This window comes from Nocardioides sp. QY071 (assembly GCF_029961765.1).
Lineage (GTDB): Bacteria > Actinomycetota > Actinomycetes > Propionibacteriales > Nocardioidaceae > Nocardioides.
The window spans coordinates 2,611,071-2,624,478 of the sequence record NZ_CP124681.1; the positions used below are offsets into that span (position 1 = coordinate 2,611,071).

9 protein-coding genes are annotated in these 13,408 nt (G+C 73.3%); 6 read left to right on the top strand and 3 right to left on the bottom strand.

Features of this window, described 5'->3' with window-relative positions:
• The first annotated feature begins 28 nt into the window (after window positions 1-28).
• The 6 genes from QI633_RS12530 to QI633_RS12555 all read left to right on the top strand — a co-directional run bounded on the left by QI633_RS12530 (window position 29) and on the right by QI633_RS12555 (window position 7,342).
• Window positions 29-1,336: an O-antigen ligase family protein gene (locus tag QI633_RS12530; RefSeq protein ID WP_282429181.1), complete on the top strand. Its 1,308-nt coding sequence runs from the start codon at window positions 29-31 to the stop codon at window positions 1,334-1,336.
• Entirely contained in the window at window positions 1,333-2,259 is a 927-nt protein-coding gene (locus QI633_RS12535) for a glycosyltransferase family A protein (protein WP_282429182.1), read from the top strand. Before QI633_RS12530 ends, QI633_RS12535 begins: the two co-directional genes overlap by 4 nt.
• A gap of 89 nt (window positions 2,260-2,348) precedes the next feature.
• A complete protein-coding gene (locus QI633_RS12540; RefSeq protein WP_282429183.1) occupies window positions 2,349-3,644 on the top strand; it encodes a Wzz/FepE/Etk N-terminal domain-containing protein in 1,296 nt (431 codons plus the stop codon).
• Window positions 3,641-4,552 (top strand): sulfotransferase, encoded by a 912-nt coding sequence (locus tag QI633_RS12545; RefSeq protein ID WP_141798895.1) that lies wholly within the window; start codon window positions 3,641-3,643, stop codon window positions 4,550-4,552. Before QI633_RS12540 ends, QI633_RS12545 begins: the two co-directional genes overlap by 4 nt.
• Window positions 4,549-5,808: a hypothetical protein gene (locus QI633_RS12550; RefSeq protein ID WP_282429184.1), complete on the top strand. Its 1,260-nt coding sequence runs from the start codon at window positions 4,549-4,551 to the stop codon at window positions 5,806-5,808. The genes QI633_RS12545 and QI633_RS12550 overlap by 4 nt, the downstream gene beginning before the upstream one ends.
• Window positions 5,795-7,342: an oligosaccharide flippase family protein gene (locus QI633_RS12555; RefSeq protein WP_160158252.1), complete on the top strand. Its 1,548-nt coding sequence runs from the start codon at window positions 5,795-5,797 to the stop codon at window positions 7,340-7,342. The genes QI633_RS12550 and QI633_RS12555 overlap by 14 nt, the downstream gene beginning before the upstream one ends.
• On the opposite strand, the gene QI633_RS12560 is transcribed toward QI633_RS12555, so the two are convergent.
• From QI633_RS12560 to QI633_RS12570, 3 genes are all read right to left on the bottom strand, one after another.
• Window positions 7,320-8,744, bottom strand: a complete 1,425-nt coding sequence (locus tag QI633_RS12560) for a DUF222 domain-containing protein (protein ID WP_282429185.1) — start codon at window positions 8,742-8,744, stop codon at window positions 7,320-7,322. The genes QI633_RS12555 and QI633_RS12560 overlap by 23 nt on opposite strands.
• A 704-nt stretch (window positions 8,745-9,448) precedes the next feature.
• Window positions 9,449-10,441 carry a family 16 glycosylhydrolase gene (locus QI633_RS12565; RefSeq protein ID WP_282429186.1) on the bottom strand — a complete coding sequence of 331 codons (993 nt, stop codon included), beginning with the start codon at window positions 10,439-10,441 and terminating at the stop codon, window positions 9,449-9,451.
• A 41-nt stretch (window positions 10,442-10,482) separates the two neighbouring features.
• Complete coding sequence (locus tag QI633_RS12570; RefSeq protein WP_282429187.1) at window positions 10,483-13,314, bottom strand: fibrinogen-like YCDxxxxGGGW domain-containing protein; 2,832 nt, start codon at window positions 13,312-13,314, stop codon at window positions 10,483-10,485.
• Window positions 13,315-13,408: the final 94 nt, after the last annotated feature.

A 13,408-nucleotide genomic window follows, 5' to 3' on the forward strand; every position in this document is an offset into this window, starting at 1 on the left:
AGCCCCCAGCAGAAGGCCCGACCCACCGATGAACGTGCGCGAGCACCCCGCCAGCCAGGCTCCCGGCCGGGCCGGTGTGCGGGTGCGCGTGGCCACGCAGCTGCCCACGTGGCCGATCGGCGTGATGTTCGCCGGACTGCCGCTGTGGTGGGCGAGCGGGCTGCTCGACGTGGTGACGATCCCGTTCGCCCTGCTCATGGCCTGGCTGCTGACCCGGGCCCACGGGGTCCGGGTGCCGCGCGGCTTCGGCTGGTGGCTGCTCTACTGCGCGTGGGCGCTCGCGTCGGTCGTCATGCTCGACCGCGCCGTGGGCGTCGTGCTCTTCGGCTACCGGTGGCTGCTCTGCGTGGCCGCCGGCGTGATCTTCGCCTACGTCTTCAACGCCCGCGCGACGCTCACCTCGCGCTACCTGTCGGGCACGCTGACCCTCTGGTTCCTCTACGTCGCGCTCGGCGGCTGCCTGGGTCTCCTGGCCCCCACCGGCTCGCTGCGCACGCCGCTGCACCACCTGCTGCCGGCGGCCGCCCGCGGCAACGAGCTCGTCGGGCAGATGACGATCCGGCCGTTCGCGCAGTACAACCCCGGCGGCTTCCTCGAGGTGTCGCCGCGCCCGACCGCGCCCTTCCTGTACACCAACAACTGGGGCAGCGTGTACTCGCTGCTCGCGCCGTTCGTCGTCGTCTACCTGCTGCACACCTGGCGCACCCGCCGCGGCGCGGCCGTCGCCGTGCTCCTCGTCGCCTCGACGATCCCGGCGTTCCTCACCCTCAACCGCGGCATGTTCGTCAGCCTCGGCATCGCCGTCGCCTACCTCGTCGGGCGCGCCGTGCTGGCCCGCAACCTGCGCATCGTCGCCGTCGTCGCGCTGGCGGCGACGCTGGGTGTGGTGCTGTTCAACCTGCTGCCCATCAGCGAGCGGCTGGGGATGCGCCTGAACGAGGACGCCCAGGGGACCAGCAACACCACCCGGATCTCGCTCTACGAGCAGTCGCTGTCGGCCGTCGCCTCCTCGCCACTGCTCGGCCACGCCACACCGATCCCGCCGGCGAACCCGCTGGAGCCGAGCGTCGGCACCCAGGGCCAGCTGTGGATGCTGCTGGTCTCGCACGGCCCGGTCGCGGCATTCGCCTGGATCACGTTCTTCCTCGCGATGTACGCGCGAGGCCGCAGGCGAGGCGACCCGATCGGCGTGGCGGCCTGCACGACGCTCCTCGTCGGGACCGTCCAGCTGCTGTTCTACGGCATGTTGCCCTACGGCCTGCCGCTCCTCATGATCGCTGCGGCCGTCGCGGCCCGCGGTCCCGAGCTTCCCACCACCGAAGGAGACCTGCCATGACCGCGACGGCCTGGCCACGCGTCGGCGTGGTGATCCCCACCCGCAACCGTCCCGACCTGCTGCGCCGCGCCATCGCGTCGGTCGCCGCGCAGGACTACCCGGGCGTCGTCGAGACCGTCGTGGTCTTCGACGGTACGACGCCCGACCCCAGCCTGGTGGCGTCGTACGACAGCGCTCGGCCGGTCCGCGTCGTCAGCAACACACGCGTCGCCGGCCTCTCCGGCGCCCGCAACACGGGGATCCTGGCCCTCGACACCGAGTACGTCGCGTTCTGCGACGACGACGACCACTGGCTCCCGTCGAAGGTACGCCGCCAGGTCATCCGTGCCGAGGCCGCGGACCGCCCCGAGATGGTGACCTGCTCGATCACCGTCGACTACGACGGCACCCGTACCGACCGCTTCGCCGGGACCGACACGGTCAGCCACGCCGACCTGACCCGCTCCATCTACGCGATGCTGCACTCGTCGTGCTTCTTCTTCGACCGCCGCGCGCTGGTCGAGGGGATCGGCCTGGTCAACGAGGAGCTGCCGCAGAGCCAGCTCGAGGACTGGGACATCAAGCTGCGGGCCGCCCAGCGCCGCCCGATCGCCCACCTCGACGAGCCGCTCACCGTGGTCCAGTGGGGCCGGACCTCGATGTTCGCCCGCCGCTGGGACTCCAAGAACGCCGCCCTGCGGGCGATCCTGCAGCTGCACCCGGCGATCGCTGCAGACGCCCGGGGCGCCGCCCGGGTCTACGGCCAGCTGGCCTTCGGTACGGCGGCCGCCGGTGACCGCGCCGAGTCGTGGCAGTGGATCCGGCGCACTGTGCGCACCGATCCGCGGCAGTGGCGGGCCGCGGTCGCTCTCGCCGTCCTGCCCCATCCGCCCAACGCCGAGCGCGTGCTCAACACGCTGCACCGCTTCGGGAGGGGCGTGTGAACGCGCCTAACCGGCCGCCCATCACCCCGACCGTCACCCCGACCGTCACCCCGACCGCGACGACGCCCAGCAGACAAGGAACCCGGACAGTGAGCGCAGACCTGCAGTCCACGGTCGAGATCGGACGATTCGTCCTGGTCCTCCGCCGCCGCTGGAAGGTGGTGGCCCTGGTGAGCGCCGCCCTGGTCGCCGCGGCCTGCGTGTGGACGGTGCTCGCCCCGAGCTCGGCGACCGCGACGACCCAGGTCAACGTCAACGTGATCGCGACCGACCCGTTCGCAGCTCAGCGCACGTCCTCCGACCTGCTGGACCCGGCCACCGAGCGGCAGATCGTGCTCTCCTCCGAGGTGATCGACCGCGCCGCGGCCGACCTCGGCAAGGGCACCGCGCCCCGCTCGGTGCGCGCCGGCCTCGACGCCCAGATGGTCGCCGGCTCCACCGTGATGCGGATCAGCTGGACCGGGGCCGAACCGCGCCGGGCCCAGGCGGTCGCGGACGCGGTCGCCACCGAGTACCTCGCCTACCGCGGCGAGCAGGCCGCCGCCCGCCAGCAGGACGCGCTCGAGCCGCTCGTCGCGCGCCGCGACGCGCTCAACGCCCAGCTGCAGCAGACCGATGCCGGCCGGAGTGCGCTGCTCAGCGAGCTCAACCTGGTCCTCACCCAGATCACCAAGGTCTCCGGCCTCGCGACCTCGGGCGGCACCGTGCTCGTCAAGGCCGCGGACACGCCGCCGGCGACCGGGACGAAGGCATCCACCGTGCTGCTCGCCGCCGGTGTGCTCGGCCTGCTCCTCGGCGCCTTCGCGGTCATCCTCGACGACATGGTCCGGCGCCGGGTGTACGACGCCGCCGACGTGGTCGACGGCAACGGCGGCCCGCTGCTGGCCCGGTTGCAGGCCCGCACCATGACCGAGCTCGACCAGCCGGTCGACGCCGACGCGCTGCAGTCGGTCTGGCACCGGCTCCGCATCCAGATCGCCGACGACATCCCGGTCATCCTCGTCATCGGTGCCACCATCGGCGCGCCGGTCGCCGCGGTCGCCCGCGCGCTCGAGCTGGCCGCGGCCGCGGTCGACGACGCGAGCCCCCAGGTGTCGCGGCGGGTCCGCGCGCTCGCCGTACCAGCGGAGGAGGGCTATGCGGTCGCGCTCTCGCTCGCCCCGCGCGCCACCGTCGTCGTGCTGGTCGCCGAGGACGGCCGGACCACGGTCCGCAGGCTGGCCACCCTGGCCGACCACCTCCGCGCGGTCGGCGTCGAGCCGGCCGGCACCGTGGTCGCGCACCGGTTCACCGAGGCCGCCGGCAACGCACCTGCGCCGGCCCCGGCGGCGGCGTCGCCGGCGGCGGCCCCGGCCGCCGAGCTGCAGACGGGAGAGGCCCGATGAGCCTGCTCGCCGAGCGCCGCGAGTCCGCGCCCCGCTGGATGAAGGACGTCGCCAACCTGACCACCCGCGGCTATGCCCTGGGGACCTCCGCGTCACGACCGGGCCCGGACTTCCTCGTGGTCGGCACGAAGCGCGGCGGCACGACCTCCCTGTACAACTACCTCCAGCAGCACCCCTCGCTGCTCGGGCTGTTCCCGCAGCCCCGCGGCCGCAAGAGCACCGACCACTTCTTCGCCTCGGGCGGGCGCAGCGAGCGCTGGTACCGCTCGCACTTCCACACCGAGGCCTACCGGGCCCGGGTGGCCCGCCGGGAGGGGGAGCGGCCGCTGGGTGGTGAGGCGTCGCCCTACTACCTGTGGGACCCGCGGATCGTGCACCGGGTGCACGCGGCCTACCCGCAGGTGAAGGCGATCGCGTTGGTCCGTGACCCGGTCGAGCGGGCCTGGTCGCACTACCAGGAGCGCACCGAGAACGGCGTCGAGCCGCTCGGCTTCGCCGAGGCCCTGGCCGCCGAGGAGGCACGCACCGCCGGCGAGCTCGAGCGGATGCTCGCCGATCCGGGCTACCACAGCACCGCGCACGACTGGTACACCTACCGCGCCCGCGGCATCTACCTGCCCCAGCTGCGGAACTGGCTCTCGGTGTTTCCGGCCGAGCAGCTGCTCGTGCTGCGCAGCGAGGACATGTACGACGACGTGCAGGCCGTCTTCGACCGGATCTGCGCCTTCCTCGGGGTCCGCGAGTACGCGCTGCCCGACGTACGACCGCGCAACGCCAGCCGGACCAAGTCGTCGGTGCCGCAGCCCTGCCGCCGCGAGCTCGCCGAGTTCTTCGAGCCCCACAACCGCGCGCTGGAGGAGTTCCTCGGCCGCGACCTGGGCTGGACCACGCCGGGATCGCTGCGGTGACCGGGCCCGACCTCGGCGCGGTCGCGCACCTCGTCGAGCAGCTGTGGGGGCCCGCGCTCGCCACGGGCGACCTGCGCCTCGACCTCGGCCGCGGCGCCACGCCGGGCTGGACCGACGTCGAGACCTACCAGGCGCTGCCGTCGATCGCCTCGGCCACGATGCTGCTGCCCACCGCCGAGCGCCGCGTTCTCGCGGGATCGCTCCTCAACTTCCGCCGGCTGCGCGACCCAGGCACCCGGGTCCAGCGTCGCCTGCTCGGGTCGCTGGCCGCCCGCGGCGTACCACTGCCCTTCCCACAGGTCCGGGTCCAGGCGCGCGTCGGCGCAGGACGGCGCGTGCCGCTGCCGACCGAGCAGGTCGCGGCCGACCTCGGCCTGCCGCGGGTCCACGCCTCGATCGGGGTGCGCACCGGCTCCAACCGGAAGGCGACCCTGCAGCTGGTCGACGACGCCGGTGTCGCCGTGGGCTTCGCGAAGTTCGCCTGGGACCCGGCGAGCACCGGCGCGGTCGCCCGGGAGGCCGCCGCGCTGCGGGCCCTCGCCGGCGGCACCGACGCCGTGCGGGCGCCGCGGCTGCTGGCCGAGGGCAGCTGGCTCGGCCGGCCCTACCTCGTGACCGAGCCGCTGCCCGCCGCCAGCCGACGCCCCGATCCGAACCTGCTCCCGACCGCAGAGGAGGTCTTCGCACCGGCCCCGGTCGGGCGCCGCGACGTACTCGCCCGGACCGGACAGCTCCAGGACCTGCGACTGCGCCTGGACGTGCTGCGCGCCGGCGGTGCCGACCCCGAGCTGGTCGACGCGCTCGACGACCTCCTCGCCCTGGTCGCGGACGTGGAGGTCCCCGTCGCGGCGCGCTGGCACGGCGACTTCACCGCGTGGAACTCCGCCCGCGACGAGCAGGACCGGCTGTGGTGCTGGGACTGGGAGTCCTCCGAGCTCGACGCCGTGGCCGGGCTGGACGCGATCCACTGGGTCGCCGGCGGCGCGACCCTGGCCGGCACGCGCTACGACGGCGCCCTCATCGCCACCGCCCTCGACCGGGCCGCGCCCGTGCTCACCGCCGCCGGGCACTCCCGCGCCGGCGCCGTCGTCGTACCGGTGGTGTATGTCGCCACGCTGGTCGAGCGTGCCCTGTCCCTCGCGGTCGGCAACGGGCGCTGGGACGACGCCTGGCTGCGCCGCGACGAGGCGGCCGCGCTCCTCGCCCACGCCCGCACGCTCGCTCCTGCGCGGGTCGGCGCCGATGTCCACCGCTGAGGCCACCCGCGCCTCGGGTCCGCCCGAGGTCGGGGCCGAGCTCCGCTCGGCGGCCCGCGGCGGCGTGGTCACCGTGGCCGGCGCGGCCACCAGCACCGCGATGGGCTTCGTCCTGACCATGGTCCTCGCCCGGCAGTTCGGTGCCACGGGGGCCGGCGTGGTCCAGCAGGTGATCGCAGTGGCCACGCTCGCCCTCGCGCTGGGGCGGGTCGGCACCGACACCACGGCCGTGTGGCTGCTGCCCCGGCTGCGCACCCAGGACCCCGGCCACCTGCGCGCGGCCTGCACCACGCTGCTGGCGGTCGCCGCCCTCGGCGGCACCGCCGTGGCGCTCGCCTGGTCGGCGGTCGACGCGTTCGGCGACGGCGCCGTGCTCGGCGACGCCCGGGTCGACGACGCGTTCTCGGCCGTCGCCTGGGCGCTCCCGTTCGGGGCCGTGATGATGACGGCGCTGGCTGCGACCCGCGGCTTCGGCGGGGTGCTCCCGTTCAACCTGATCGGCAACATCGCCGTACCCGCCCTGCGGCCCGTGCTCGTCGTGCTGATCGGCGTCCTCGGTGGCTCGGCGGTCGCGGCGGCCACCGGGTGGGCGGTGGTGCTGGTCCCCGGCGCCTGCCTCGCCGTGCTGGTGCTCGCCCGGCGGCTGCGCGGCGCCGAGCGTGCGCTCGGCGGACCCGGCACCGCTCGCCCGACCCGTGCCCTGGTCCGCCAGATCTTCGGCTTCGGCCTGCCCCGCACCGTCTCGACACTGCTCGAGCAGGCCCTGGGCTGGCTCGACGTGGTCCTCGTCGGCGTGCTGCTCGGCCCCGCCGCCGCCGGCGTCTACGGCGTCGCCTCCCGCTTCGTGGCCGGCGGCCTGGTCATGATGACCGCGCTGCGGATCGTGGTCGCCCCGCAGTTCAGCGCCAGGCTCGCCGCCGGGGAGAACGCCGAGGCCGGCCGGCTCTACGCGATCACCTCGACCTGGATCGTCTTCTTCGGCGTCCCGGTCTACGTGCTGCTGGCCTGTTTCGCGCCGTTCGTCCTCTCGATCCCGGGCCCGGAGTTCGGCAGCGGCCGCACCGCGATGGTCCTGCTCTGCGTGGGCGGCGTCGCGTTGCTGGCCGCCGGCAACCTCCAGTCGCTGCTGCTGATGACCGGCCGCAGCGGTCGCGCCCTGGCCAACAAGGTCGTCGTGGTCGCCACCAGCGTCACCTGCAACCTGGTCCTGATCCCCGTCTGGGGCATCGCCGGCGCGGCCACCACCTGGGCGCTGTGCTGGACCCTCGACGGTCTGCTCTCGGCCGTCCAGGTCAGCCGGCTCACGGGTATCCGCCCGTCCGTCGGCCGGATCGGTGCCGGCATCGGCGTCGGCGTGCTCGTCGCCGGCCCGGCGTCAGCGATCGGGATCGTCGTGGGCGGGCAGAGCCTGGCTGGCTTCGTGGTCGCGCTCGTGATCACCGGCCTGGGTGTCGTCGTCGCGGCGCGGCTCTGTCGGCGGTTCCTTCACCTCGACCAGTTCGCGGGAATCGTCAGGCGGCGAGGTCGAACCTGAGCGAGTGCTCGGCGTGGAGCTGGTACTCGGCTCGGGTGATCGCGGTGGTGCCGCCGCCGGTGACGAGGCGGTAGAGGCCGTGGGGTGTGCCCCAGATCCACTTGTCGGGGCCGAGCTGCATCACGGTGTAGCCGTGGTGGGTCTTCGCGCGGTGGTGGTGCCGGGTGAGGGGTGTGTCGTTGTGATCACCGGTCTGGCCGGGTGGTCCGTGCTTGTCGTACGGCGTGGTGTGGTCGTGGTCGGGGGCTCGGCCGTTCTTGTTGAAGAGGCTCGTGGCGTGGGGGAACACGTCCCCGATCGTGCGTAGCTGGGTGCGGTGTTTGACGTCGGTGGGGTGCTCGTAGCCGTTGACCGACCGGCCGGTGTGCAGATCGATGACGGGCTGCACTCTGATGGTCGTGTGGCGACCCAGGAGGTCGCTCACCTGGGTGAGGAGCCGAGGGCCGAGGCCCTCGACCCGCGCAACGGGTCCGAGGGCGCCGGTGTCGGTCAGGGAGACGTGCACGACGACCTCCGCGGACCGGCGGGGGTCTCGTGACGGTTGCTGCGCAACCTCCTCGACCTCCGAGGTGCCCGGGGTGTCGTTGATGCCGTTCAGGAACGCGAGGACGGCGGCCGGGTCGGCGAGCATCGCGAACGCTTCGGCCCGCCAGTGATCCATGCCCAGCGGCTCCGCACCCTCGGGGACGTCGGCGTGCTCGGCGAGGGCAGCAGCGAGGTCGTCGACCGTGTGTTGGTGGGCGAGGGCGTCGGCTTCGTCGAGCCGGGCGAACACCGTCCCGATACCGGCAGTGTTGACCGCATCGTTGTCGTCGACCTGGGAGCCGGGCCGGGGCTTGGGGTACCAGACACCCTTCTGGGCCTGGTTCTTGTCGATCCGGGCCTGGTGAGCGGCGGGGTCGGCCTCGATCACCTTGGCCTCGGCGATCGTCAGGATCCTGGACGGTGCCTGGTCCAACGCAGCAGCCACCGCGGTGTCGACGAGCGAAACTTGGTGGCGGTCGAGGGTGCGGGACATCCGTGCGACCCGCCGCACCACCCACACCTCGCACCGTCCCTCGCGGATCCCGGCCCAGGTCTGCGGGAGGCGGTGGCGCAGGTCGAACGCGTCGGCCAGGGCGCCACGGGTCGCGAGCACGTGCTCGTGCCGGGCGATCGCCATCTCCACCAGTGCGAGGTCGGCGACCTCCGGAGTCCCGTCCCCACCCAGGGTGATGAGCCGCGGACCGCCGTACCGGACCAGTACCGCACCGGGCTCGGCCTGCGGGTCACCCGAGTGCAGGTCGGCCCAGGCGAGCAGCAGCTCCAGCTTGCGGACCTCGAGAAGCCTGGCCTCCCGGACACTGTCCTCGGCCGCGTGGAGCAGCTGCTCCGGCGTGGCGTTGGAGAGGTCCGAGATCATGCTTCGATTCTATCGCACATATGTTCGAATGGCGAGCCTTGTTGCGGACTTTTCCCTTGTTTCTAGGGGTTTCGGCCGCGCGCGCGGACCGAAGGCCGACCGCGGAACCGGGCCACCTCCCGACCTTCCTCGTCGCTGCCTTTCGGAACGCAACCGGCTACGTACCCGAAGCCCGCGGACAGTTCGCGCGACCAGCCCAGTGGTTTCGAGGCTCGTCGCTGGCGCTCCTCGCACCTCAACCATCGCGCGAGTCGGTTGTGGTGGTCTCGTGACGGTCGCTGCACGACTTCGTCGTCCTCCGGCCGTGAACTGTCGCCCGACCGCGGAACCCAGCCACCCCGGCGACCGTCCTCGTCGCCGCTTTCGGAACGCAACCGGCGATGCGACCGAAGCCCACAGACAGTCCGCGCGACCAGCCGGGTGGTTTCGAGGCTCGTCGCTGGCGCTCCTCGCACCTCAACCATCGGGCGAGGTCGGTTGTGGTGGTCTCGTGACGGTCGCTGCGCGACCTCCTCGTCCTCCGGCCGTGAACTGTCGCCCGACCGCGGAACCCAGCCACCCCGGCGACCGTCCTCGTCGCCGCTTTCGGAACGCAACCGGCGATGCGACCGAAGCCCACAGACAGTCCGCGCGACCAGCCCAGTGGCTTCGAGGCTCGTCGCTGGCGCTCCTCGCGCCTCAACCACCGAGATCATGGGCGTCGGTCAGCCCCGCGCCCGCACCCACGTCCGCACCGAGTCGACGAGGAGCGTCGACCGCCCGCCCGACCAGTCGTCGCCGATGCGAGGTGTGCCGCCCCAGCCGCCGACCTGCAGGTTGATCCGCAGGCTCCACCGCTTGCCGGCGTCGTAGTAGTCCTCGTACCAGGCGGGAGACCCGGCGCAGAAGGCCGAGGAGACGCGCCCGTCGATCCACATCACGATCAGACCGGGCGTCTTGCGCACGACGTAGTCGTGCCAGGCGGTTCCGGTGCGGTCGCCGAGGCCCGCGAGCTCGAAGCGCCGGGCGGCGACGCGGTGCCCGGCGCCGTAGGCGCTGTGGATGCTCTGGCTGACGCGGGCGGGCTCGCCGGGCCGGCGGGTCGTCTCGGCGAGGTCGATCTCACCGCCACTGCGGTCGGTGGGGCGCAGCCACAGCGGCGCAGCCCACAGGCCCTGGCGCGACGGTGCCTTCGCACGTACGGCGACCTGGAAGGTCGGGGGGAGCGAGTAGCGACCGTCGGTGTCGACGAACCCGGAGGTGAAGCTGCGCCCGCCGGCCGCCTCCTGGCGGGCCGTGATCGCGAGCCGGCCCCGCCGGGTGGCGACATTGCGACCCAGGAGGTAGGCCACGTCGTGGTCGAGCCGGGTCTCGTCGCGGGTGTTCCAGATCCGCGGCCGGAGCCGGTCGAAGTCCTCGTCGAGGTCCTCGCGCCAGCGTGCCGAGGTCGGCGGCAGGTCGGCCCGGATCGCCGCCCGGGGGCGGCCGAGGAGGCAGCCGCGGCTGGCCGCGGGCACCTCCCGCAGGTCGGCGAGGGTGAGCGGACCCGAGGGGGTCGGGCCGGCGGAACCGGTCGACGGCGTAGCGGCGCCGCCTTCCTCGAGGGCACTCACGGGGGCGGCGGTCTCGTCGAGACGCAGCGCCACCAGGACCGCGGCCACGGCGGCGAGCAGGCACAGTCCGACCGCCACCCGGCGACGACGGGAAGCGACGGGCATCGGCCGGAGACCCTCCCATGTCCGCGCCGGGAGCAGCGAGGTCATCCTGCGCTCGTCGCGAGTGCCTGGAGTCGGAACGTGACGTCCGGTGTGGCCCGGTAGTTGAGGTGCGTCTCGACGGCGATCTCGTTCGCGCCGGGCCGCAGGAGCGCCAACGGTACCTCCACCACCAGCGGGTCGGCCTGCGCCGCCGCGTCGCGGATCGCGGCGCTGGCGTAGGTGGTCGAGGTCAGCGGTCCGGCGGGCAGCCCCTTGCGGGCGACCTCGACCCCGTTGACGTAGACGGCCGCGCCGTCGTTGGCTAGCACGATCAGCTTGAGCGAGGACAGCTGTGCGGGCTCGGCCACCTCGACGGTACGCCGGAAGTAGGCCGTCAGCGGGCGGTCCTTGGTGGTGGGGAAGGTGTCGATCGGGGTGGCGATCGAGGCGGTGCCCCAGCCCAGCACGGCCGAGCCCGTGGGCCATGCGCTGTCGTCGTAGGCCGGCTGCGCCCAGGTGTCGGCCGGAGGGGTGCTCTGGTACCACCAGGACCAGGTCGCATCGGTCGCGACGAGCTCGCTCACCCGGGCCACCGTGAGGACGGGTGTGCTGGCCGAGACGTTGCCGGCCGCGTCGGCAGCGCGGACGAAGTAGCGTGCGGTGCCGTCGAAGGGCACCGTGATGCTGGTGGCGGTCGTGGTGGCGACCGGCCGGTCGCCGCGCAGCACCTGGTAGCGCACCTTCCCGGCGTCGCTGCTGGCGTTCCAGCCGAGGGTCACCGCGCCGCTGGTCTGGTTGACGACCCGGAGGTCGCCGGGCCGCGACGGCGCGCTGACGTCGCGCGGACTGAACCGGGCGAACCCGCCGGACGGGTCCTTCGCGCTGCGCGCGGAGGAGGCGGTGACGATGTCGCCGCCCATCCAGACCCGGCCGTTGGTGTCGGTCGTGATCGCCCAGATGCCGCTGCCGAGGCGGGACTTGAAGGTCGGCGTGAAGCCGGGGATCCGCTCGCCGGTGCTGGCGTCGAAGGCGCCGGCCCAGTGGATGGCGTCGGCCTGGCTCCAGGGGGTGGAGTCGAGCGGCCAGGTGACGGCGTCGGTGTAGGTGTTGGCGTTGCAGTGGCACCCGGCGTACATGACGTCCCCGTCGCGGGCGAGGGCCTGGAGGTCGCCGTGCGGGTCGAAGATCGTGGTCCGCTTGCGGGCGAAGGTGGCCGGCGAGAAGCCGAACATGCTGTGCTCCGAGCCGCCGACCCACACCTGGCCGGGGCCGGTCGCCACGGTGCGCTGGTAGTCGTTGGTGTTGCTCCAGGTCGGGTTCCACGCGGGCGTGGCCAGCGCGCCGTCGCCGGCCATCATCACGGCGGCCGCCCGCTTCGCGGCGACCGCGCCCCGTGCCTGGGAGAAGAAGCCGACCGCGTAGACCTGCGCGTCGTCGTCCGAGCCCGCGACGCTGGCGACGGTGCCGTTCAGCTCCGGGTTCCAGCCCGACCACGCCGAGCCGTCGGAGACCCGCACCCGGGCCAGGTTGCGCATGTAGCTCCAGCCGGACTGGGCGGCGTTCTTCACGTGGGTGAAGCTGCCGCCGATCACCAGGTCGTCGCCGACCACGGCGAGGGACCGCACGGAGGTGACGCCACCGGTGATGCGGTTCTCGATCTGGGTCGAGAAGCCGGTCGAGGTGGCCCCGGTCCGGGGGTCGAGCGCGACGATGGCCGATGCGGACTGCCCGTTGACCTGGCTGAACAGGCCGCCGGCCACGATCCGGCCGTCGGGCAGGGTTGCCAGGGTGCGGACCTGTTGGTCGAAGGTCGGGCGGAACGACGAGATCCAGGCGCCGGTGGCGACGTCGAAGGCCGCGAGGTAGGGCTGCTCCCACTGGCTGCCGTCGTCGGAGGTCACGTAGCGGAAGTTGCCGGCGACGAACATCCGGTCGCCTGACTGGGTGAAGGCCTGGACCTCGACGTCGCCCTCGGCGGAGGGGGTGGACGCCGTTCCGGTGACGCCCCAGGTCAGGGAGTCCGCGAGCGACGAGGCCTGCGCGCGCTGCTCGAGGGTCGTCGTACCGCCGTCGGGGATCGCGGTGAAGCCGGTCGAGGTGACCCGCGGCCGCAGGTAGACCTGGGTCACCGGCAGCGCGCTGCCACCGTTGGTGGGGGAGTAGAGGTACGACGAGTCCGAGCTGGATCCGATCGCCTTGGTGCCGTAGCTGAAGCCGTAGCTCCAGCCGGTCACCTCGCGGCTGCGGGTGTCGACCCACTTCCAGGTGCTGTCGGAGCCGAAGGACGTCGTGATGCCGCCGGTCCTGGTCGTGCCGGCGATGGTGGACGACGACAGTGGGTGCCGGGCGTCGAAGGTCCAGACCCAGCGGTCGCGGCTGGCCAGCTTGAAGCGCGTCTCCTGCCAGCTCGAGCCGTCGGACTTGGCGGCGCGGCGCAGCCGGATGCCGTCGGCGAGGGCATCGACCCGGCCGCCGTCGAGCAGCTGGTCGATGGTCGCGCTGGACAGCTGGTGCGCGTCCGCGCCGCCTGCGTAGCCGGGGTCGAGCAGGCCGGTGTCGGCGTCGCGGCCGTCGTAGTCGGTCGTCCACCCGTTGCGGCCCTTGCCGACCAGCACCCAGCCGCCCCCGTCGGTCGTCTGGTCGCAGTAGACCTGGAGCGGCTCGGACATCGCAGGCGTCACCAGCCAATAGGCGCCGTTCGGCGCACTGGGCCGCTGCTGCTTGATCTCCCAGCAGGAGCCGGCCGCGGTCTCGGGCGCGGTGCCCAGCTGGGCCGCCGGGATCGTCTGGCTCGCGACGGCCGCGCGTGCCGGCGTCGGGGCGCCGAGGGTGACCAGGCCGGCCCCGAGAGCGAGGCTGCTGAGGAGCGCGACAGGGACGCGAAGGTTGGGCAACGGGGGGATCCTGACGTGTCGGGCATGGGAAGGTGTGCCCCATGCGGGCACGAGTCTGGCCGGATCAGGCGCTCCGCGTCGTCCACAACGTTGT